Below are 19,614 nucleotides of genomic sequence, written 5' to 3' on the forward strand. Positions count from 1 at the left end.
AAAAGAAAAATTAAGTGAGACTAGAGATTAATGTAGGAAGAATTCCTCGAAAGATGAGTTAGGATAGAAAATATGCTACATAATTTTTTTACAAGATTCCAAACCGTTCCTCCTCCCATTTCACTCTTTTGGTATGGGATCATGATGCTTACTTTAGTGCTTTGCATTTATGGAGCACTTGCTTATCACAATAATCCGAAATTTGTTCGCTTGTTTAAGGGGATTCAGATCCTCCAGTTACTAGCCCTATATAGCTGGTATGTTGGTTTTGAGATTCCATTTTCAAACAGTCTCCCTTTTTATCATTGCCGTTTAGCCATGTTTGCGGTAGTTTTCTTACCAGATAAATGGCGGAGCAAGCAGTATCTTGCCCTCTTAGGAGCAAGTGGAGCGGTTTTTGCCTTGGTTTACCCCGTTTTTGACCCCTATGATTTTCCGCACATTACCAGTTTCTCGTTTTTGATTGGGCACTATGCTCTTTTGGTGAACTCCTTGATCTATTTGTTGAATCACTACGACAAGAGCCTGCTCAAGAAATATATGATTATAGCCTATACCTTTATCCTCAATCTCTTTCTAGTTGGAGTTAATCAGGTGACTGGTGGAAATTATGGGCTCTTAAGAGATACACCATTTATCTCGAATGCTCCTCTATGGCTAAAGTACCTTCTTGTGTCGGTTATTCTTTCTCTTGCCTTGCTTCTCTTTGATAACTTGTTCAAAAAACGGTGGAAAAAGAGAAATCAGGTGAAATCTATGCTCTAGCTTGACTCTTCATCAGATGAGCAATTGAAAAACTCCCTAAAATCCGCTATAATAGGTAAGTTGAAAGGATTGGAATATTCCGATGTAAAAATATAAAATAAAATATAGCATTCACTATTATCCTAAAAGAAAAGAAAGAGAAGATATGACTATTCAAGAAGAAATTAAGAAACGCCGTACCTTTGCCATCATTTCCCACCCAGACGCGGGGAAAACAACCATCACTGAGCAGTTGCTCTACTTTGGAGGCGAAATTCGTGAGGCTGGTACTGTAAAAGGGAAGAAAACAGGGACTTTTGCCAAGTCGGACTGGATGGACATCGAGAAACAACGTGGGATTTCGGTCACTTCATCTGTGATGCAATTTGACTACGATGGCAAACGTGTCAATATCCTAGACACACCAGGACACGAGGACTTCTCAGAAGACACCTATCGTACCTTGATGGCGGTGGATGCTGCGGTTATGGTCGTGGATTCTGCCAAGGGTATCGAGGCCCAAACCAAGAAATTGTTTGAAGTTGTGAAGCACCGTGGCATTCCAGTCTTTACCTTTATGAACAAGTTGGACCGTGATGGTCGTGAGCCACTGGACCTCTTGCAAGAATTGGAAGAAGTCCTAGGTATTGCTAGCTACCCAATGAACTGGCCAATCGGGATGGGGAAAGCCTTCGAAGGTTTGTATGACCTCTATAACCAACGTTTAGAACTTTATAAAGGGGATGAACGTTTTGCTAGTCTGGAAGATGGAGACAAGCTTTTTGGTAGCAATCCTTTCTACGAGCAAGTCAAAGATGATATTGAACTTTTAAATGAAGCTGGGAATGAGTTCTCAGAGGAAGCTATTCTTGCTGGAGAACTGACTCCAGTCTTCTTCGGTTCAGCCCTGACTAACTTTGGGGTACAGACCTTCCTTGAAACTTTTTTGAAATTTGCTCCAGAGCCACATGGACACAAGAAAACAGATGGCGAAATTGTCGATCCTTACGACAAGGATTTCTCAGGGTTTGTCTTTAAAATCCAAGCTAACATGGACCCTCGTCACCGTGACCGTATCGCCTTTGTGCGTATCGTATCGGGTGAATTTGAGCGTGGAATGAGTGTCAATCTGCCTCGTACTGGTAAGGGAGCTAAACTGTCGAATGTCACTCAATTTATGGCGGAAAGTCGTGAAAATGTCACTAATGCCGTAGCAGGTGATATCATCGGGGTTTACGATACCGGTACTTATCAGGTTGGAGACACCTTGACGGTTGGAAAAAACAAGTTTGAATTTGAACCACTGCCAACCTTTACACCTGAGATTTTCATGAAAGTTTCTGCCAAGAACGTCATGAAACAAAAATCCTTCCACAAGGGGATTGAACAATTGGTGCAAGAAGGAGCTATTCAGCTTTATAAGAATTACCAAACAGGCGAGTACATGCTAGGCGCTGTTGGTCAACTCCAGTTTGAAGTCTTTAAGCACCGCATGGAAGGCGAGTACAATGCAGAAGTGGTCATGAGCCCAATGGGTAAAAAGACCGTTCGTTGGATCAAACCAGAGGACCTAGACGAGCGTATGTCTTCAAGCCGTAATATCTTAGCCAAAGACCGTTTTGACCAACCAGTATTCCTTTTTGAAAACGACTTTGCCCTTCGCTGGTTTGCGGATAAATATCCAGATGTAGAGTTGGAAGAGAAGATGTGAATCGTTACAAATGACTAGCAACATAAAGTTGCTGTCATTTGACGGTAACCGCTATGGCGGTCTACCTAAACGCTTCACTAGGAAAAATCCACGAATAGTATCGATTCGTGGATTTTTCCGTCGTAACTACGTTTTACAAATGAAATCGATTTGTAAAACTCAGTGTCGTAATCTAACAATCGATAACCGCTTCACTAGGCAAAGCCCATTAATGGTATCTATTCATGGGCTTTACCGTCGTAATGATGGGGAAGCCAAATAGCAACCAGTCTTACTAACTACATTTGGCAAATAGAGTAGATTTGCCAAACTCCGTGTCGTGGCTCAATACTGAAAAATTTGAGATAGATATTAGAGCGGAGTTTTTTCAAAAAGTATGTTCAAGTTGAGATCTGTAAAACAAAAACCTCAGAAGTATTCACCTTTTGTGAATCCTCTGAGGTTCTTTAATTTCTAGTTTCCATATTTCTGGTAAAAATCGACCTTGACCTGAATGAAAGTTTCGGCTTCGCGTAGTAGCTGCAGGAGGGTGGCACGGGTCTCAAACTCCTCACGTGTTTTAGGGAGACTCCGATTGCGGAAGACTTGCAGATAGCGTTCGATGTCATCAAGTAGGTCGTGAGCAGGATTGGTCTGACTTAGCTGGACAGCAATCTTTGAAAAGAGCTGGGCCAAAATCAAACTCTCACTTGCGGCCAGGTGGCAGGTATTGATCTGCTGGGCCATATTTCGCAGGATACGGCTTTGGCGCTGTCTCATCTCAAAGTAGTGGATGTGGTAGTCTGTCTGGTGAAAGAGGTGGTCTGAGTGATCCAAATAGACTAGCTTGAGGGCCTCATCAAGGAGTTCATCTAATTCGTCAACGAGTTGGGCGCGATTGCGCCCGTCTCCTCTTGACAGATAGTATTTAAAGCGAAGCAGGATATCTTTTAACTTTTCTTCGACCTGAAGGTGGTAGTTTTGGATGGCTTTCTCACGAGAGGGCATATAAAGGTTGACCAATAGAGCAAAGCTTGTCCCGATGAGAAAGAGGAGTACTTCATTGAGCAAGAGCTCTGGGGAAGTAGACTCCTGCACCAGGAGATGGCCGACCAAGACACTGCTAGGGGTGATACCGATTTCCCAACCCATTTTATAGGCTAGAGGCACATAGAGAGCCAGATAGAGGCCCAGACTCCAGATGTGATAACCTGTCAGTTGAAAGGCTAGGACACCGATAGCGAGCGCTAGGAGCATGGAAAAGAGGCGGTTACGTGCTAATTTTAGTGTGCTTCGGCGCGTGTCAGAAAGGCTTAAGAGGGCGATGATTCCAGCTGAAACCGCTGAAGACAAATCTAAAAAATAAGCTAGAAAACAAGCGAGGCAGGTTGCTAAGATCAGTTTTGTAGTACGTTGGGTGATAGACATGAGAATTTCCTATAATACTAGAATAAGAGTATAAAAGACAAGGCTTGGAAGACTTGTCTTAAAAAATCTATTTTTTACGTGCCGACGCGTACTCAGCTACTGCTGTAAAGAGGACGTCGGTAGAAGAGTTCAGGGCAGTTTCGCAGGAATCTTGGACGACACCGATGACAAAACCAACTCCGACGACCTGCATAGCAACGTCATTTGAAATTCCAAAGAGACTACAAGCGACGGGGATGAGGAGAAGTGATCCTCCAGCGATTCCAGAGGCTCCGCAGGCAGAAATGGCAGCCACTACACTGAGGACAAAGGCTGTACCAAAGTCGACAGGGATTCCTAGCGTATTGACTGCAGCTAGAGTCAAAATGTTAATGGTTACAGCTGCACCAGCCATGTTAATAGTGGAGCCAAGGGGGATAGAAACAGAGTAGGTATCTGGATTGAGTCCTAGGTCTTGGCAGAGTTTCATGTTGACAGGGATATTAGCGGCAGAACTACGAGTAAAGAACGCTGTAATCCCACTAACACGCAAACATTTCAAAACAAGAGGGTAGGGATTTTTTCTCATAAAGAGAAAGGCAATGAGGGGATTGATGACAAAGGCCACAAAAGCCATAGTTGTAATCAAGAGTCCTAGCAAAATTCCGTAGTTAGCAAGGCTGGTAATTCCTTTATCAGAGATGGTCTTGAAGACCAAGCCCATAATTCCGAAAGGTGCCAAATTGATAATCCACTCCACAATCTTGGAAGTTACTCCTGCCATGGTTTTGAGCAATTCCTTGCTGTTTTTGCTAGCTTCTCTCATAGCAAGTCCAAAGACAACAGCCCATGATAGAATTCCAATATAGTTGGCTTTGACGACGGCGTTGAGGGGATTGTCCACGAGATTCAGCAGGAGGTTGCTGAGGACTTGACCGATGCCGTCTGGTGGGGCAATCTCTGTGCTCGCACTGCTGAGAGTAATCTGGACGGGGAAGAGAAAACTAGCCAGTACAGCAACCAAGGCAGCAGCAAAGGTACCGAGTAGATAGAGAAAAATAACGGTCTTCATATTGGTATTTTGCCCTTTTTGATGTTGTGAGAGGGCATTTGCGACGAGGGTAAAGACCAAGACAGGAGCGATGGCTTTCAGACCTCCAACGAATAGGTCACCGAGAATGCCGAATCCCGACAAACTAGGGAAAAGTAGCCCTAGAGAGGCTCCAAGAAGCATGCCGATTAGGATACGTTTGATGAGGCTGGCCTTGTTCCAGGCTCGAATGATTTTTTTCATAATAGTCTCCTTCAAAATGTATTGTTTATGATTATAGTATAAATATGCCGTTGAGGCAAGTTTTTTTTTGAGTTTGGGGGAATATCGGAATATTTATGAGGGATTTGAACGGGATGATTTGTGGTATAATACTAGAAAGGAGTTTTGTATGCAAGAATTTTTTCAACGTTATCTTGATAAATTGGATGTAACAACTGTATTAGAGAATCTCTTGACCAAGGTGATTTCTCTTTTGATTTTGTTTCTGTTATTTTATATAGCCAAAAAGATCCTCCACGCGACTGTCCGAAAGATTGTCAAGCCCTCGCTCAAGTTATCAAATCGAGATGCTGGCAGACAGAAGACTATTTCTCGTTTGCTTGAAAATATCTTTAACTATACCCTTTATTTCTTTTTAATCTACTGTATCTTGTCCATTTTAGGCTTGCCAGTTTCCAGCCTTCTTGCTGGGGCAGGGATTGCTGGAGTTGCCATTGGAATGGGGGCGCAAGGCTTTCTATCCGATGTCATCAATGGCTTTTTCATCCTCTTTGAACGCCAGCTCGATGTGGGCGACGAAGTGATCCTCACAAATGGTCCTATTACCGTGTCTGGAAAGGTTGTCAGTGTAGGAATCCGTACGACCCAACTTCGCAGTGACGACCAAGCCCTTCACTTTGTTCCCAACCGAAATATCACTGTTGTCAGCAACTTCTCTCGTACAGAGTAGGTCTGCTATTTTGGCAGATTTATGGTACAATAGAAAGAGTTTGGCAAAGGAGAGAGTATGCTATTTGTAGAGAAAAAACTAGGTCATGATTGTACTTGGATAGACCTTGATGTGGACAAGATTAAAAATACGGAAGATCTTTCTGACATCTATGGATTGGACAAGGAAACCATTGAGTATGCTCTAGATAGAAATGAACGTGCTCACATGGATTATAACCGTGAAACGGGGACGGTAACCTTTATTTATAATGTTCTTGATTTAGAAAAAGACAAGGAATATTATGAAGCGATTCCGATGACCTTTATCGTTGAAAAACAACGGCTGATTACTATCAGCAATCACAAGAATACTTATGTGATTAAACGCATGGCAACCTATCTTGAAAGCCATGAAATTATTTCAATCTACAAATTTCTTTTTGCCAGTTTAGAGATTATTAGTAATGCTTATTATCCAGTTATTGAAGAGATGGATAAAAGTAAGGATGAAATCAGTGCACTTCTTCGTCAAAAAACAACTAAAAAAAATCTTTTTGCCCTCTCTGACTTGGAAACTGGTATGGTTTACCTGACAGCTGCTGCTAAACAAAATCGTCTCCTCTTGGAACATATCCAAGGGCATGCTCTTTATCGCAATCTTAATGAGGTAGAAAGAGAGCAGTTTGACGATGCTATGATTGAAGCTCATCAGTTGGTTTCGATGACAGACTTGATTTCTCAAGTTTTGCAACAACTCTCAGCCTCTTACAACAACATCCTAAATAATAATCTAAATGATAATTTGACAACTTTGACAATTATCTCAGTGTTGCTAGCTATCCTTGCGGTTATTACAGGATTTTTCGGAATGAATGTTCCCTTACCGTTTACAGATGAACCAGATGCTTGGATTTATATTTTGCTAGCTAGTCTAATTTTATGGGCAGTCTTAGCCCAATATTTAAAGAAAATTGCTAGAAATTAAAAAGAAAAGGAGCCAGAATGGCGATTGAAAACTATATGCCAGATTTTGCTGTGGAAGCAGTCTATGATCTGACAGTTCCAAGTCTGCAAGCGCAGGGAATCAAGGCTGTTTTGGTCGATTTGGATAATACCCTCATTGCTTGGAACAACCCTGATGGGACGCCAGAGATGAAGCAATGGCTACATGACCTTCGGGATGCAGGTATTCGCATCATCGTCGTATCAAATAACACCAAAAAACGAGTTCAACGTGCAGTTGAGAAATTTGGAATTGATTACGTTTATTGGGCCTTGAAGCCCTTCACATTTGGGATTGACCGTGCCATGAAGGAATTCCACTACGAGAAAAATGAAGTGGTCATGGTCGGCGACCAACTCATGACGGATATTCGGGCCGCGCATCGTGCAGGCATTCGCTCAATCTTGGTCAAACCCTTGGTCCAACACGACTCTATTAAAACGCAGATTAACCGAGCTCGCGAGCGCCGTGTCATGCGCAAAATCACTGAAAAGTACGGACCGATTACATATAAAAAAGGAATTTAACTATGGAAGAAATTCTCTGTATTGGTTGTGGAGCAACCATTCAGACGACAGACAAGACTGGTCTTGGATTTACACCCCAGTCGGCACTTGAAAAAGGGTTGGAGACTGGTGAAGTTTATTGCCAACGCTGTTTCCGTCTCCGTCATTACAATGAAATCACAGATGTCCAGTTGACGGACGATGATTTTCTCAAGCTCTTGCACGAGGTAGGAGACAGTGATGCCTTGGTGGTCAATGTCATTGACATCTTTGACTTTAATGGTTCTGTCATCCCAGGCTTGCCACGCTTTGTATCGGGCAATGATGTCCTCTTGGTTGGAAATAAAAAAGATATCCTGCCCAAGTCTGTTAAACCGGGCAAGATTAGCCAGTGGCTGATGGAACGTGCCCACGAGGAAGGACTTCGTCCAGTAGATGTCGTTCTGACATCAGCCCAAAACAAGCATGCCATTAAGGAAGTCATTGACAAAATCGAGCACTACCGTAAGGGCCGTGATGTCTATGTGGTTGGCGTGACAAACGTTGGAAAATCAACCCTTATAAATGCTATTATCCAAGAAATTACGGGTGATCAGAATGTCATCACGACTTCGCGCTTTCCAGGAACAACCTTGGACAAGATTGAGATCCCACTTGATGACGGATCTTATATCTACGATACACCGGGGATTATCCACCGTCACCAGATGGCCCACTACTTGACGGCTAAAAACCTCAAGTATGTTAGTCCTAAAAAGGAAATCAAGCCCAAAACCTATCAGCTCAATCCTGAACAAACCCTATTTTTAGGTGGTCTCGGACGATTTGACTTTATAGCAGGTGAGAAGCAAGGATTTACTGCTTTCTTTGACAATGAACTCAAACTCCACCGCACCAAGCTAGAAGGAGCGAGTGCCTTTTATGATAAGCACATCGGAACCCTTTTGACGCCACCAAATAGCAAGGAAAAAGAAGATTTCCCAAAACTAGTCCAGCATGTATTTACCATTAAGGACAAGACTGACCTGGTCATCTCAGGCCTAGGCTGGATCCGCGTAACAGGCACCGCCAAAGTCGCCGTCTGGGCACCAGAAGGCGTCGCCGTCGTCACACGCAAAGCAATTATTTAAAAGTATTATAATAAAATCGCTGAGCGAACAAAGTGAGCTCATACAAAGATAGTTATTGCTGTGGTGTGATTGCCAATCGATAGATTGGCAAAGGGTACAATTGAGACCAAGGCTCAATTGTGAGGTCAGGAAATCCATTTTTCAAAGATGAATTCTTTTGAAAATTAGTTCCGACCGTCCCTCACCACCTAAAATAACTATCCAAAAAGGAAGAAAGAATATGTCATTAACATCGAAACAACGTGCCTTCCTCAACAGCCAGGCACACACCCTCAAACCCATCATCCAAATCGGGAAAAATGGTCTCAACGACCAAATCAAAACCAGCGTCCGTCAAGCTCTTGACGCTCGCGAATTGATTAAAGTTACGCTCTTGCAAAACACAGATGAAAACATCCACGAAGTAGCTGAAATCTTGGAAGAAGAAATCGGTGTGGATACGGTCCAAAAAATCGGACGCATCTTGATCTTGTTTAAACAATCCAGCAAGAAAGAAAATCGCAAGATTTCCAAGAAAGTCAAAGAAATCTAAAACCCTACTCCAAACAACTGTTTTTACAGAGAATTAAAGGAAGACGAGCCTATGGCAATCGAATTATTGACTCCCTTTACCAAGGTAGAGTTGGAGCCAGAAATCAAGGAGAAAAAACGCAAACAAGTCGGGATTCTAGGGGGAAATTTTAACCCTGTTCATAATGCCCATCTTGTTGTGGCGGACCAAGTACGACAACAGTTAGGACTGGACCAGGTCCTGCTTATGCCCGAATACCAACCACCTCATGTGGATAAAAAGGAAACCATCCCCGAGCACCATCGGCTCAAGATGCTTGAATTGGCGATTGAGGGGATTGAAGGCTTAGCCATTGAAACTATTGAGCTGGAGCGCAAGGGCATTTCTTACACCTACGACACTATGAAGATTTTGACAGAGCAACATCCAGATACGGATTATTACTTCATTATCGGGGCTGATATGGTGGACTATCTGCCTAAATGGTACCGAATTGATGAGCTGGTCGACATGGTTCAGTTTGTTGGAGTTCAGCGTCCGCGCTACAAGGCAGGGACTTCCTATCCTGTTATCTGGGTGGATGTGCCTCTCATGGACATCTCCTCCAACATGGTGCGTGACTTCATTGCCCAAGGTCGGAAGCCTAACTTTCTCCTACCTCAGCCAGTGCTAGACTATATCGAGAAGGAGAGGCTCTACTGATGGCATACCAAGACTATATCAACTGTTCCCGTGAGGTTTTGTTGGAAAAAATGGCGGAGCTTCTGCCTGAAAAACGGTTAACCCATTGTTTGGGGGTGGAGCGTGCAGCTATAGAGCTAGCGGAGAGATTCGGAGTCGATGCTGAGAAGGCAGGTTTAGCGGGGCTCCTTCATGATTATGCTAAAAAGCTGTCAGATCAGGAATTTCTAGACTTGATTGACCGTCATCAGCTAGATTCTGACCTTAAAAACTGGGGCAATAATGTCTGGCATGGCATGGTTGGTATCTACAAGATTCAGGAAGATTTGGATTTGCGTAATCCGGAGATCCTAAGAGCTATTGAAATCCATACAGTCGGGGCTGGTCAGATGACGGACTTAGACAAGGTCATCTATGTAGCAGACTACATCGAGAACAATCGTGCCTTCCCTGGAGTGGACCAGGCGCGTGAGATTGCAAGTTCATCGCTCAATAAGGCAGTGGCCTATGAGACAGCTCGCACTGTGGAGCATCTAGCTCATAAGGGATTTCCCATCTATCCCCAAACCCTTGAAACCTATAACGCCTTTGTGCACTATTTGAAAGAGGACTAAATGAACGAAAAAGAATTACTAGAACTAGTCGTGAAAGCGGCTGATGAGAAACGTGCGGAGGACATCCTTGCACTTGATGTACAAGACTTGACCAGCGTGACGGACTACTTTGTTATCACTAGCTCGATGAATAGCCGTCAGTTGGACGCAATCGCTGATAACATTCGTGAAAAAGTAGCCGAAGCTGGTGTTAAAGGTAGTCATGTCGAAGGCGATGCAGCAGGAGGCTGGGTCTTGCTAGACCTAGGTGGTGTCGTCGTGCATATCTTCTCAGAAGAAATGCGTGCCCACTATAACTTAGAAAAACTATGGCATGAGGCGAATTCAGTAGATATTTCAGAAGCTCTTGCTTAGAAGATGAACTCAGTTGTAGTCAACTGGGTTTCTTTGCTTATTTTAGAAAATTGATGGAAAGGTAAAGAGCGAGTGGTGTTTGCCATGGAGGCTCTTTGTATCTTAATTATGGCGACATATGAAACCTTTGCGGCTGTTTACGATGCTGTGATGGATGATAGTTTATACGACAAATGGACGGATTTTTCCCTGCGTCATTTGCCTAAGACCAAGGAGAGAAAGAAACTCTTGGAGTTGGCTTGTGGGACAGGCATCCAGTCTGTGCGCTTTTCTCAGGCTGGTTTTGAAGTGACTGGACTGGACTTGAGCGCGGATATGCTGAAGATTGCGGAGAAGAGAGCTGCTTCAGCCAAGCAAAAGATTGATTTTATTGAAGGCAATATGCTGGATTTGTCCAAAGCAGGGAAATACGACTTTGTCACTTGTTATTCGGACTCAATCTGTTACATGCAGGATGAGGTGGAAGTAGGGGATGTTTTCAAAGAAGTCTATAATGCCCTTAACGAAGATGGGGTATTTATCTTTGATGTCCATTCGACCTACCAGACAGATGAAGTTTTTCCAGGCTATTCTTACCATGAAAATGCGGAAGATTTTGCTATGCTCTGGGATACCTACGAGGACGAAGCTCCTCACTCTATCGTGCATGAGTTGACCTTCTTTATCAAGGAGGCTGATGGTTCCTTTAGTCGCCACGATGAAGTGCATGAGGAGCGAACCTATGAGGTCCTGACCTATGATATTTTGCTGGAACAGGCTGGTTTCAAGTCCTTCAAACTCTATTCGGACTTTGAGGACAAGGAACCAACAGAAACCACTACCCGTTGGTTTTTTGTCGCGCAGAAGTAGGAGAACATCATGACCATCACAGGTATTATTGCGGAGTTCAATCCTTTTCATAATGGGCACAAATATCTGCTTGAGCAGGCGGAGGGGCTGAAAATCGTTGCCATGTCTGGAAATTTCATGCAACGAGGAGAGCCTGCTATCGTGGACAAGTGGACTCGGGCTCAGATGGCGCTGGAAAATGGAGCGGATCTGGTAGTGGAATTGCCCTTTTTAGTTAGTGTTCAGGCGGCAGATTTCTTTGGCCAAGGAGCTGTGGATATCTTGGCTCGCTTAGGCATTGATACCCTAGCCTTCGGGACAGAGGAAGTTCTGGATTATCAAAAGATATCTGACTTATACACAGAGCAAGGTACTGAGATGGAGAAATTTGTGGAAAATCTGCCTGATTCCCTTTCCTATCCTCAGAAAACCCAAGCCATGTGGAAGGAATTTGCAGGTCTTGATTTTTCAGGCAATACACCCAATCATGTTCTAGCTTTGGCCTATGCCAAGGCGGTTGCGGGACGTAGAATCAAACTCCATCCGATTCAGCGTCAGGGGGCTGGTTATCATTCTGTGGATAAGGATGTGGACTTTGCCTCGGCAACAGCTCTCCGTCAGCATCAATCAGACCAAGATTTCTTAGAACGCTTTATGCCTTCTGTTGCTCTCTTTGAGCAGGCCAGTAAGGTGAGTTGGGATGACTATTTTCCCTTGCTCCGCTATCAAATCTTGTCAAATCCAGAACTAACGACCATCTATCAGGTCAATCAAGAAATGGCGGTGCGCATCAAGGAAGCTATCAAAACAGCCCAGTTTCTGGATGAATTGATTGAGGTAGTTGCGACCAAGCGTTATACCAAGGCGCGTGTCAGACGCCTCTTGACCTATATTTTGGTACAGGCCAGAGAAAGCGACTTGCCAGAAGGCATCCATGTCCTTGGCTTTACTGAAAAAGGCAGACAACACCTCAAGTCTCTGAAAGGGCAGGTCCATCTAGTCAGTCGAATTGGCAAAGAACCTTGGGATGCTATGACTCAAAAGGCAGACCAGATTTACCAACTAGGACACCCAAGTATAGCAGAACAGAATTTTGGTAGAGTGCCCATTAGAATAGAATCAAACTAAGTCTACTGAAAGGTAGGCTTTTTTAGAAGATTTTCGAATAAATAGATAGAAAAGAAGAATCTTGTACAAGTTCCTGACAATTTCTTTCTTTTTGTGTATAATAGTGGAAAAGAGGTAAAACGAGGTATGGTTATGGAAGCAGTTCTTTACTCAACATTCCGAAATCATTTAAAGGACTACATGAAGAAGGTAAACGATGAATTTGAGCCTTTGATGGTGGTCAATAAAAATCCAGACGAGGACATTGTAGTTCTTTCAAAGAGCGAATGGGACAGTATTCAGGAAACCCTGAGAATCGCTCAAAACAAGGAACTTTCTGACAAGGTCTTGCGAGGAATGGCTCAAGTCCGAGCTGGAAGTACTCAGGTCCATGTTATTGAGGAGTGAGAAATGCTGCTCAAGTTTACAGAAGATGCCTGGGCGGATTATTGCTATTGGCAAAACCAAGATAAGAAAACATTAAAAAGAATCAATAAATTAATCAAGGATATTCAACGCGATCCTTTTGTAGGAATGGGGAAACCAGAAGCACTCAAGTATGACTATCAAGGAGCTTGGTCGCGGCGCATTGATGCAGAAAATCGCTTGATTTATATGATAGATGGAGATAGCGTGGCTTTCTTGTCCTTCAAAGATCATTACTAAGTCTACTGAAAGGTAGGCTTTTTTATTGTATGTTTTAATGAAAATGTCATTTTTAAGAGTTAGAAAGTTTGTTTTGTGATTTCAGAACTTTCTTCTAAAATTCACACAAAACTCTTCAATTTGGGTTTGTGAAAATCGGTTTTTTATGATAGAATATTAAGGAATGTATGTCATTCGATAAACAAATTTAATGAGGTAAAAACATGGAAATCATGACACTTGCGATTGCTGTTTTTGCCGTCATCATTGGTTTAGTCATTGGATATGTCAGCATCTCAGCTAAGATGAAATCATCTCAAGAGGCTGCAGAGTTGATGCTTCTAAATGCTGAACAAGAAGCAACTAATTTACGAGGACAAGCTGAGCGCGAAGCGGATTTATTGCTAAATGAAGCCAAGAGCGAAAGCAAGTCTCTTAAAAAAGAAGCACTATTGGAGGCCAAAGAGGAAGCCAGAAAATACCGTGAAGAAGTGGACGCTGAATTTAAGTCAGAACGTCAGGAGCTCAAGCAAATTGAAAGTCGTTTGACGGAGAGAGCTACGAGCCTTGACCGTAAGGACGACAATTTGACGAACAAAGAAAAAACACTTGAACAAAAAGAACAAAGTATTTCTGATAGAGCAAAAAACCTTGATGCACGTGAAGAGCAATTAGAGGAAGTCGAAAGACAAAAAGAAGCTGAACTTGAACGTATCGGTTCCCTTTCCCAAACTGAGGCTCGAGATATTATCTTGGCTCAGACGGAGGAAAACTTGACCAAGGAAATTGCTAGCCGCATTCGTGAGGCTGAGCAAGAAGTCAAGGAGCGTTCAGACAAGATTGCGAAAGATATCTTGGTTCAGGCTATGCAGCGTATCGCTGGTGACTATGTAGCAGAGTCAACAAACTCAACAGTTCACCTACCAGATGATACCATGAAGGGACGCATTATCGGACGCGAAGGTCGAAATATTCGTACCTTTGAAAGTTTGACAGGGGTTGATGTGATTATCGACGATACACCGGAAGTGGTAACCTTGTCAGGATTTGATCCGATTCGTCGTGAAATTGCTCGTATGACCATGGAAATGTTGCTCAAGGATGGCCGTATCCACCCAGCTCGTATCGAGGAGTTGGTGGAGAAAAACCGTCAGGAGATTGACAATAAAATCCGTGAATATGGGGAGGCTGCTGCCTATGAGATTGGTGCGCCAAACCTCCATCCAGACTTGATGAAGATTATGGGACGTTTGCAGTTCCGTACTTCTTATGGACAAAATGTCTTGCGTCATTCGATTGAGGTTGCTAAGTTGTCTGGTATCATCGCCAGTGAACTTGGTGAAAATGCAGCTCTTGCCCGTCGTGCTGGATTCCTTCACGACATCGGGAAAGCTATTGACCGTGAGGTTGAAGGCAGCCACGTTGAGATTGGCACGGAGTTGGCTCGTAAGTATAAGGAACACCCAGTTGTGGTGAATACCATTGCTAGCCACCACGGTGATGTGGAAGCTGAAAGCGTCATTGCAGTGATTGTTGCTGCAGCAGATGCCTTGAGTGCAGCGCGTCCAGGTGCTCGTAGTGAATCTCTTGAAAGCTATATCAAGCGTCTCCATGATTTGGAAGAAATTGCCAATGGATTTGAAGGGGTGCAAAATAGCTTTGCCCTTCAAGCAGGTCGTGAAATCCGTATCATGGTTAATCCAGGACAAATCAAAGACGACAAAGTCACAATCTTGGCTCACAAAGTTCGTGAGAAAATTGAAAACAATCTCGATTACCCAGGAAATATCAAGGTAACCGTAATCCGTGAACTTCGTGCAGTAGATTATGCTAAATAAAAAAATGAAATCAGATAAAAATCTGATTTCATTTTTTTATTATTACTAAACAAGAGATATTAACCATTTATCTAGGCGAGACCTCAATTGGAGATAAGTAAATTAAATCTTGTGTGGCATTATAGGCTCCAACTTTGGCCTTTATATGAACATTTTGTCCTTTTCTGATATTTTCACCATTGAATGGTTTGAAAACAGGGTTAGAAATAAGGTTAATTTCAATAAATTTAAAATTAGGTCCAGTTGCTTCATCAGGATGATAATCTCCAGAATGAATAAGGATATCATACTTTGACTTCACCTTAGCTAAATCAGCAAAATTTCCATCAAATTCAATCGTTTTACCTTTATATTTTTGTACAAAATCTGTTATTGTACTTTGGTCCTCTGTTTGTAGCAGCGCTTGAAATTCGGAGTTGTTTTCTATGGTAATTGTTGAAGATTGTGAGGGGCTAGTTGACGAAGTTTCTACAGAGTTCGATGATGAACTAGTTGAACTAGATTGGCTACTTGAACTTGTTGAGGATTCTTTAGAGGTAGATGAAGGTTTAGTAGTTTTTTCAGTAGATTTTTCTGTAACCGAACTAGGATTTGTAGACGAAGACAAAGAAGTAGACGAATTAGATTTGTTATTTTGGCTTACTCCAATTAAGATAAAAAATAAAATTAAAATAACAAAACCTCCAGCACTCAAATACGGAGCCAATTTCTTTAATTTGAGTTCCTTCTCAGTTAAAGGTGTTATTTCTACCTCAGCTTCTTTTTCAAAAAAACCAAAGATTCCAGCTTGGCCTTTTTCAATAACGTGTATATGAACATCTTCTTTTTTGAGGTTTAAATCTAATAAACCATTTTCGATTGCCTCATCAACAGATTTTCCTTTATAAACTCCCATAAAAATCTCCTTTTTAATATTATTATTACAATTATCTCTTAAATAGAATAAAATAGCAAGTCTTTTTATATGTAATTCCTTTTTTGATACTACTTTATGCTAAATAAATAAGAAAGAGCAGTTGAAATATTACTGCTTTTTTGTTACACTAGATAGAAAGACTGTAGAAGGATAACTGACGCTATCATCAGTATCCGAGAGAAATTTTACTTTATTTTACAGACTAACTAAAGGAGACATAATGGCAGACCGAGGCTTGCTAATCGTTTTTTCTGGTCCTTCAGGAGTTGGGAAAGGAACGGTTAGAAGAGAGATTTTTGAGAGTTCTGAGAATCAATTTCAATATTCTGTATCGATGACGACGCGCGCGCAACGTCCTGGTGAAGTGGACGGAGTGGACTATTTCTTCCGTACTCGGGAAGAGTTTGAAGAGCTGATCCGTCAAGGCCAGATGTTGGAATATGCAGAATATGTCGGTAACTACTATGGAACTCCTCTGACCTATGTCAACGAAACCCTAGATAAGGGAATCGATGTCTTTCTTGAGATTGAAGTCCAAGGAGCCCTTCAGGTTAAGAAAAAGGTTCCAGATGCTGTCTTTATCTTTTTAACGCCACCAGACTTGGATGAATTGCAAGATCGTTTGGTAGGTCGTGGTACAGATAGTGCTGAAGTGATTGCCCAACGAATCGAAAAAGCCAAGGAAGAAATTGCCCTCATGCGTGAGTATGATTATGCCATTGTCAACGATCAGGTGCCCCTCGCTGCTGAACGTGTCAAGCGTGTGATCGAAGCAGAACACTTCCGTGTGGACCGTGTCATTGGTCACTACCAGGAGATGTTGCCAAAATCTCCAACTACTCGATAAACTATAGGAAACAGGTACAAGCAAATGATGTTAAAACCCTCTATTGATACCTTGCTGGACAAGGTACCATCAAAATATTCACTCGTAATCTTGGAAGCAAAACGCGCCCACGAACTAGAAGCAGGAGCGCCAGCAACTCAAGAGTTTAAGTCTGAAAAATCAACTCTTCGTGCTTTGGAAGAAATCGAGTCTGGAAATGTAACCATTCACCCAGATCCAGAAGGAAAACGTGAAGCGGTTCGTCTCCGTATCGAAGAAGAAAAACGCCGCAAAGAAGAAGAAGAAAAGAAAATCAAAGAGCAAATCGCTAAAGAAAAAGAAGATGGTGAAAAAATTTAAGGTTGGGGGGACTCAATCTTATTTTTTCTATTGCAAGAATGTACTGACAAGGAGGAGGTGAGAAGATGGCAATCGCAAAGATTATTGTGGATGTTCCCCTTATGCAGACGGACCAGCCCTATAGTTATAAGGTCCCTGAGGAATTTGTAGAGATGCTGGAAGTCGGTATGCGGGTTCATGTCCCCTTCGGAAAGGGTAATCGTTTGATACAAGGGATTGTGCTTGGCCTGGAGTCCCAGTCGGATGAAGAGATGGAAGGTCAGGACTTGAAGGAGATTGCAGAGGTGCTAGATTTTTCTCCTGTCTTGACTCAGGAGCAACTCTGGTTGGCTGAGGAGTTACGCAAGTCCGTCTTTTCTTATAAAATCTCCATTCTAAAAGCTATGCTTCCAGGATTTCTGAATTCTAGCTATGACAAGATTCTCTATCCTCTGGAAGGTCTGAGTCAGGCAGACAAAGAGCGCTTGTTTGGTTCAGAAGATTCGCTAGTCTTTTCTTCTTTAGACCTTGCTAAGCAAGCTGAGATGATGCGCTTGACTAGGAAAGGTCTGCTCCGCTTAGAATACCAGGCAGTCGATCAAAAGAAGGTCAAGACCCAGTCTTGGTATGAGGTTGATGCTACTCAGCTAGAGCGGATTGAGATTTCTGCGCGTGCTAAGAAAAAGGCAGAGCTGAGAGATTATCTGCTGTCTCATCCTGAAAGTGCTCCTCTGGCTAGCTTGTTAGAATCCTACTCACGGGAGCAAGTCAACTTTTTTGTGGAGCAAGGAGCTTTAACTCTAGTCCAAAAGGAAGTGCAACGTTCAGCTGCTTATTTTGAAGGCATTGAAGCAAGTACACCTTTGGAGCTGAACCCAGAGCAAAGACAAGCTCGCGATGCGGTTGTCAGTGCTATTGGTAGTCAACAGCCTCCATTCCTCCTTCAAGGGATTACAGGAAGTGGGAAAACGGAGGTTTACTTGCAGATTATCCAAGGAGCCTTGGATAAGGGTAAGACGGCTATTTTGCTGGTGCCTGAGATTTCTCTGACGCCACAAATGACGGAGCGTTTTATTGCTCGATTTGGTGAGAAAGTAGCCATTCTTCACTCAGGCCTGTCCAATGGTGAAAAGTACGACGAATGGCGCAAGGTTGAGCGTGGCGATGCCCAAGTTGTTGTTGGCGCTCGATCAGCTATCTTTGCTCCTTTGAAAAATCTAGGTGTTATAATTATCGACGAAGAGCATGAAGCTAGCTACAAACAAGACAGCAATCCCCGTTATCATGCTAGAGAGGTCGCCATTCTACGGGCCCAGTACAATCAAGCAGCCCTAGTCCTTGGCTCAGCGACACCGAGCTTAGAGAGCCGTGCGCGTGCTGGAAAAGGTGTCTATCAACACTTACGTCTGACCCAACGGGCCAATCCTTTAGCCACTATTCCTGAAGTTCAAGTGATTGACTTTCGGGACTATATCGGGCAGAATGAGACATCAAACTTTACGCCTCCTTTGCTAGAGGCCATTCGAGACCGTTTGGATAAAAAAGAACAGGCAGTCCTCATGCTCAACCGTCGGGGTTATTCTAGTTTTGTTATGTGTCGGGAGTGTGGAACGGTAGATAGCTGTCCCAACTGTGATATTTCTCTGACTCTCCACATGGATACCAAGACCATGAACTGCCATTACTGTGGATTTTCAAAGGGGATTCCTCATGTCTGTCCCAACTGTCAAAGCCGCAGTATTCGTTACTACGGGACGGGGACTCAGAAAGCTTACGATGAACTGGCAGAACTCTTTCCTCAGGCTCGCATTCTGCGGATGGATGTGGATACGACCCGCAAGAAAGGCAGTCACCAAGCTCTTCTTGACCAGTTTGGCCAAGGTGAAGCAGATATCTTGCTGGGAACTCAGATGATTGCTAAGGGCTTGGATTTTCCCAATGTGACCTTGGTCGGAGTGCTCAATGCGGATACGGCCTTGAATCTGCCTGATTTCCGTTCTTCCGAGAGAACCTTCCAACTCTTAACTCAGGTGGCAGGCCGTGCAGGCCGTGCGGAAAAAGCTGGGCAGGTCTTGATCCAGTCTTACAATCCGGAGCACTATGCCATTCGATTTGCCAAAGACCAAGACTATGAAGGTTTTTATGCCTATGAAATGAGTATCAGACGCCAACTCGGCTATCCGCCTTATTATTTCACTATTGGGATTACCCTCTCTCACAAGAAAGAAGAAGAGGTCGTCAAACGTGCCTATGAAGTCATGGGAATTTTGCGATCAGGTTTATCGGAAACTAGTAAAATCCTTGGACCAACGCCAAAACCAATCGCCCGTACCCACAACCTTTATCATTACCAGATTTTGATTAAATACCGTTTAGAAGATGAGCTGGGTCCAACCCTCAATCAGGTCTTGGCCTTGACTCAAGAACGTGAAAATAGCGAGCTTCGTCTCAGCATTGACCACGAACCGCAGCAATTTTTATAAGAAGGAGA

General features: G+C 43.1%; 21 protein-coding genes. 18 read left to right on the forward strand and 3 right to left on the reverse strand.

What is annotated here, in order from left to right:
- The first annotated feature begins 72 nt into the window (after nucleotides 1–72).
- Both ACVBD2_RS02350 and ACVBD2_RS02355 read left to right on the forward strand, forming a co-directional pair.
- Nucleotides 73–765, forward strand: a complete 693-nt coding sequence (locus ACVBD2_RS02350; protein WP_461686011.1) for a YwaF family protein — start codon at nucleotides 73–75, stop codon at nucleotides 763–765.
- Between the two features lie 145 nt (nucleotides 766–910).
- A complete protein-coding gene (locus ACVBD2_RS02355; RefSeq protein WP_461686012.1) occupies nucleotides 911–2,455 on the forward strand; it encodes a peptide chain release factor 3 in 1,545 nt (514 codons plus the stop codon).
- Between the two features lie 453 nt (nucleotides 2,456–2,908).
- Here the strand turns inward: ACVBD2_RS02355 and ACVBD2_RS02360 are convergent, their stop codons facing one another.
- Nucleotides 2,909–3,862 (reverse strand): aromatic acid exporter family protein, encoded by a 954-nt coding sequence (locus ACVBD2_RS02360; RefSeq protein ID WP_461686013.1) that lies wholly within the window; start codon nucleotides 3,860–3,862, stop codon nucleotides 2,909–2,911.
- 67 nt (nucleotides 3,863–3,929) lie between these two features.
- The gene (gene sstT / locus ACVBD2_RS02365; RefSeq protein WP_461686014.1) at nucleotides 3,930–5,135 is read right to left on the reverse strand and encodes a serine/threonine transporter SstT; all 1,206 of its coding nucleotides are present in this window, start codon (nucleotides 5,133–5,135) and stop codon (nucleotides 3,930–3,932) included.
- Nucleotides 5,136–5,283: 148 nt separating this feature from the next.
- Between sstT and ACVBD2_RS02370 the strand changes: the two genes are divergently transcribed.
- The 13 genes from ACVBD2_RS02370 (at nucleotide 5,284) to ACVBD2_RS02430 (ending at nucleotide 15,042) form a co-directional block, all read left to right on the forward strand.
- The gene (locus ACVBD2_RS02370; RefSeq protein ID WP_461686015.1) at nucleotides 5,284–5,844 is read left to right on the forward strand and encodes a mechanosensitive ion channel family protein; all 561 of its coding nucleotides are present in this window, start codon (nucleotides 5,284–5,286) and stop codon (nucleotides 5,842–5,844) included.
- A 57-nt stretch (nucleotides 5,845–5,901) separates the two neighbouring features.
- Nucleotides 5,902–6,810: a magnesium transporter CorA family protein gene (locus ACVBD2_RS02375; protein ID WP_461686016.1), complete on the forward strand. Its 909-nt coding sequence runs from the start codon at nucleotides 5,902–5,904 to the stop codon at nucleotides 6,808–6,810.
- A 17-nt stretch (nucleotides 6,811–6,827) separates the two neighbouring features.
- On the forward strand, nucleotides 6,828–7,355 hold the full coding sequence (locus tag ACVBD2_RS02380) for a YqeG family HAD IIIA-type phosphatase (protein ID WP_000963744.1): 528 nt from the start codon (nucleotides 6,828–6,830) through the stop codon (nucleotides 7,353–7,355).
- A gap of 2 nt (nucleotides 7,356–7,357) precedes the next feature.
- On the forward strand, nucleotides 7,358–8,464 hold the full coding sequence (yqeH, locus tag ACVBD2_RS02385) for a ribosome biogenesis GTPase YqeH (protein WP_461686017.1): 1,107 nt from the start codon (nucleotides 7,358–7,360) through the stop codon (nucleotides 8,462–8,464).
- Nucleotides 8,465–8,684: 220 nt separating this feature from the next.
- Nucleotides 8,685–8,996, forward strand: coding sequence for a ribosome assembly RNA-binding protein YhbY (yhbY, locus tag ACVBD2_RS02390; RefSeq protein ID WP_000060169.1), 312 nt, complete (start codon nucleotides 8,685–8,687; stop codon nucleotides 8,994–8,996).
- Between the two features lie 51 nt (nucleotides 8,997–9,047).
- Nucleotides 9,048–9,677 carry a nicotinate-nucleotide adenylyltransferase gene (locus tag ACVBD2_RS02395; protein WP_461686018.1) on the forward strand — a complete coding sequence of 210 codons (630 nt, stop codon included), beginning with the start codon at nucleotides 9,048–9,050 and terminating at the stop codon, nucleotides 9,675–9,677.
- On the forward strand, nucleotides 9,677–10,270 hold the full coding sequence (yqeK, locus tag ACVBD2_RS02400) for a bis(5'-nucleosyl)-tetraphosphatase (symmetrical) YqeK (protein ID WP_461686019.1): 594 nt from the start codon (nucleotides 9,677–9,679) through the stop codon (nucleotides 10,268–10,270). The genes ACVBD2_RS02395 and yqeK overlap by 1 nt, the downstream gene beginning before the upstream one ends.
- On the forward strand, nucleotides 10,271–10,624 hold the full coding sequence (gene rsfS, locus ACVBD2_RS02405; protein ID WP_050230861.1) for a ribosome silencing factor: 354 nt from the start codon (nucleotides 10,271–10,273) through the stop codon (nucleotides 10,622–10,624).
- A 108-nt stretch (nucleotides 10,625–10,732) separates the two neighbouring features.
- Nucleotides 10,733–11,473, forward strand: coding sequence for a class I SAM-dependent DNA methyltransferase (locus ACVBD2_RS02410; RefSeq protein WP_461686020.1), 741 nt, complete (start codon nucleotides 10,733–10,735; stop codon nucleotides 11,471–11,473).
- 9 nt (nucleotides 11,474–11,482) lie between these two features.
- Nucleotides 11,483–12,580: a nucleotidyltransferase gene (locus ACVBD2_RS02415; protein WP_461686021.1), complete on the forward strand. Its 1,098-nt coding sequence runs from the start codon at nucleotides 11,483–11,485 to the stop codon at nucleotides 12,578–12,580.
- Nucleotides 12,581–12,712: 132 nt separating this feature from the next.
- A complete protein-coding gene (locus tag ACVBD2_RS02420) occupies nucleotides 12,713–12,967 on the forward strand; it encodes a type II toxin-antitoxin system Phd/YefM family antitoxin (RefSeq protein WP_025171132.1) in 255 nt (84 codons plus the stop codon).
- A gap of 3 nt (nucleotides 12,968–12,970) precedes the next feature.
- Complete coding sequence (locus ACVBD2_RS02425; protein ID WP_461686022.1) at nucleotides 12,971–13,225, forward strand: Txe/YoeB family addiction module toxin; 255 nt, start codon at nucleotides 12,971–12,973, stop codon at nucleotides 13,223–13,225.
- A 203-nt stretch (nucleotides 13,226–13,428) separates the two neighbouring features.
- The gene (locus tag ACVBD2_RS02430) at nucleotides 13,429–15,042 is read left to right on the forward strand and encodes a ribonuclease Y (protein WP_000404959.1); all 1,614 of its coding nucleotides are present in this window, start codon (nucleotides 13,429–13,431) and stop codon (nucleotides 15,040–15,042) included.
- A gap of 67 nt (nucleotides 15,043–15,109) precedes the next feature.
- Here ACVBD2_RS02430 and ACVBD2_RS02435 read toward each other — a convergent pair whose 3' ends face one another.
- Nucleotides 15,110–15,937 carry a DUF4839 domain-containing protein gene (locus ACVBD2_RS02435; RefSeq protein WP_000539525.1) on the reverse strand — a complete coding sequence of 276 codons (828 nt, stop codon included), beginning with the start codon at nucleotides 15,935–15,937 and terminating at the stop codon, nucleotides 15,110–15,112.
- Between the two features lie 241 nt (nucleotides 15,938–16,178).
- Between ACVBD2_RS02435 and gmk the strand changes: the two genes are divergently transcribed.
- From gmk to ACVBD2_RS02450, 3 genes are all read left to right on the forward strand, one after another.
- A complete protein-coding gene (gene gmk / locus ACVBD2_RS02440) occupies nucleotides 16,179–16,805 on the forward strand; it encodes a guanylate kinase (protein ID WP_000775041.1) in 627 nt (208 codons plus the stop codon).
- 24 nt (nucleotides 16,806–16,829) lie between these two features.
- A complete protein-coding gene (gene rpoZ / locus ACVBD2_RS02445) occupies nucleotides 16,830–17,144 on the forward strand; it encodes a DNA-directed RNA polymerase subunit omega (RefSeq protein ID WP_002874282.1) in 315 nt (104 codons plus the stop codon).
- 65 nt (nucleotides 17,145–17,209) lie between these two features.
- Entirely contained in the window at nucleotides 17,210–19,606 is a 2,397-nt protein-coding gene (locus ACVBD2_RS02450) for a primosomal protein N' (RefSeq protein ID WP_000951902.1), read from the forward strand.
- Nucleotides 19,607–19,614: the final 8 nt, after the last annotated feature.

The sequence above is a fragment of the Streptococcus sp. KHUD_018 genome (genome assembly GCF_054861215.1).

What these genes read in the sequence shown, in the direction of transcription:
- ACVBD2_RS02360 (WP_461686013.1), bottom strand. Translation starts at nt 3,862, where the DNA reads ATGTCTATCACCCAACGTACTACAAAACTGATCTTAGCAACCTGCCTC.
- ACVBD2_RS02355 (WP_461686012.1), top strand. Translation starts at nt 911, where the DNA reads ATGACTATTCAAGAAGAAATTAAGAAACGCCGTACCTTTGCCATCATT.
- gmk (WP_000775041.1), top strand. Translation starts at nt 16,179, where the DNA reads ATGGCAGACCGAGGCTTGCTAATCGTTTTTTCTGGTCCTTCAGGAGTT.
- ACVBD2_RS02430 (WP_000404959.1), top strand. Translation starts at nt 13,429, where the DNA reads ATGGAAATCATGACACTTGCGATTGCTGTTTTTGCCGTCATCATTGGT.
- ACVBD2_RS02420 (WP_025171132.1), top strand. Translation starts at nt 12,713, where the DNA reads ATGGAAGCAGTTCTTTACTCAACATTCCGAAATCATTTAAAGGACTAC.
- ACVBD2_RS02450 (WP_000951902.1), top strand. Translation starts at nt 17,210, where the DNA reads ATGGCAATCGCAAAGATTATTGTGGATGTTCCCCTTATGCAGACGGAC.
- ACVBD2_RS02395 (WP_461686018.1), top strand. Translation starts at nt 9,048, where the DNA reads ATGGCAATCGAATTATTGACTCCCTTTACCAAGGTAGAGTTGGAGCCA.
- ACVBD2_RS02370 (WP_461686015.1), top strand. Translation starts at nt 5,284, where the DNA reads ATGCAAGAATTTTTTCAACGTTATCTTGATAAATTGGATGTAACAACT.
- ACVBD2_RS02415 (WP_461686021.1), top strand. Translation starts at nt 11,483, where the DNA reads ATGACCATCACAGGTATTATTGCGGAGTTCAATCCTTTTCATAATGGG.
- ACVBD2_RS02425 (WP_461686022.1), top strand. Translation starts at nt 12,971, where the DNA reads ATGCTGCTCAAGTTTACAGAAGATGCCTGGGCGGATTATTGCTATTGG.
- yqeH (WP_461686017.1), top strand. Translation starts at nt 7,358, where the DNA reads ATGGAAGAAATTCTCTGTATTGGTTGTGGAGCAACCATTCAGACGACA.
- rpoZ (WP_002874282.1), top strand. Translation starts at nt 16,830, where the DNA reads ATGATGTTAAAACCCTCTATTGATACCTTGCTGGACAAGGTACCATCA.
- ACVBD2_RS02375 (WP_461686016.1), top strand. Translation starts at nt 5,902, where the DNA reads ATGCTATTTGTAGAGAAAAAACTAGGTCATGATTGTACTTGGATAGAC.
- ACVBD2_RS02380 (WP_000963744.1), top strand. Translation starts at nt 6,828, where the DNA reads ATGGCGATTGAAAACTATATGCCAGATTTTGCTGTGGAAGCAGTCTAT.
- yqeK (WP_461686019.1), top strand. Translation starts at nt 9,677, where the DNA reads ATGGCATACCAAGACTATATCAACTGTTCCCGTGAGGTTTTGTTGGAA.
- ACVBD2_RS02435 (WP_000539525.1), bottom strand. Translation starts at nt 15,937, where the DNA reads ATGGGAGTTTATAAAGGAAAATCTGTTGATGAGGCAATCGAAAATGGT.
- rsfS (WP_050230861.1), top strand. Translation starts at nt 10,271, where the DNA reads ATGAACGAAAAAGAATTACTAGAACTAGTCGTGAAAGCGGCTGATGAG.
- sstT (WP_461686014.1), bottom strand. Translation starts at nt 5,135, where the DNA reads ATGAAAAAAATCATTCGAGCCTGGAACAAGGCCAGCCTCATCAAACGT.
- yhbY (WP_000060169.1), top strand. Translation starts at nt 8,685, where the DNA reads ATGTCATTAACATCGAAACAACGTGCCTTCCTCAACAGCCAGGCACAC.
- ACVBD2_RS02350 (WP_461686011.1), top strand. Translation starts at nt 73, where the DNA reads ATGCTACATAATTTTTTTACAAGATTCCAAACCGTTCCTCCTCCCATT.
- ACVBD2_RS02410 (WP_461686020.1), top strand. Translation starts at nt 10,733, where the DNA reads ATGGCGACATATGAAACCTTTGCGGCTGTTTACGATGCTGTGATGGAT.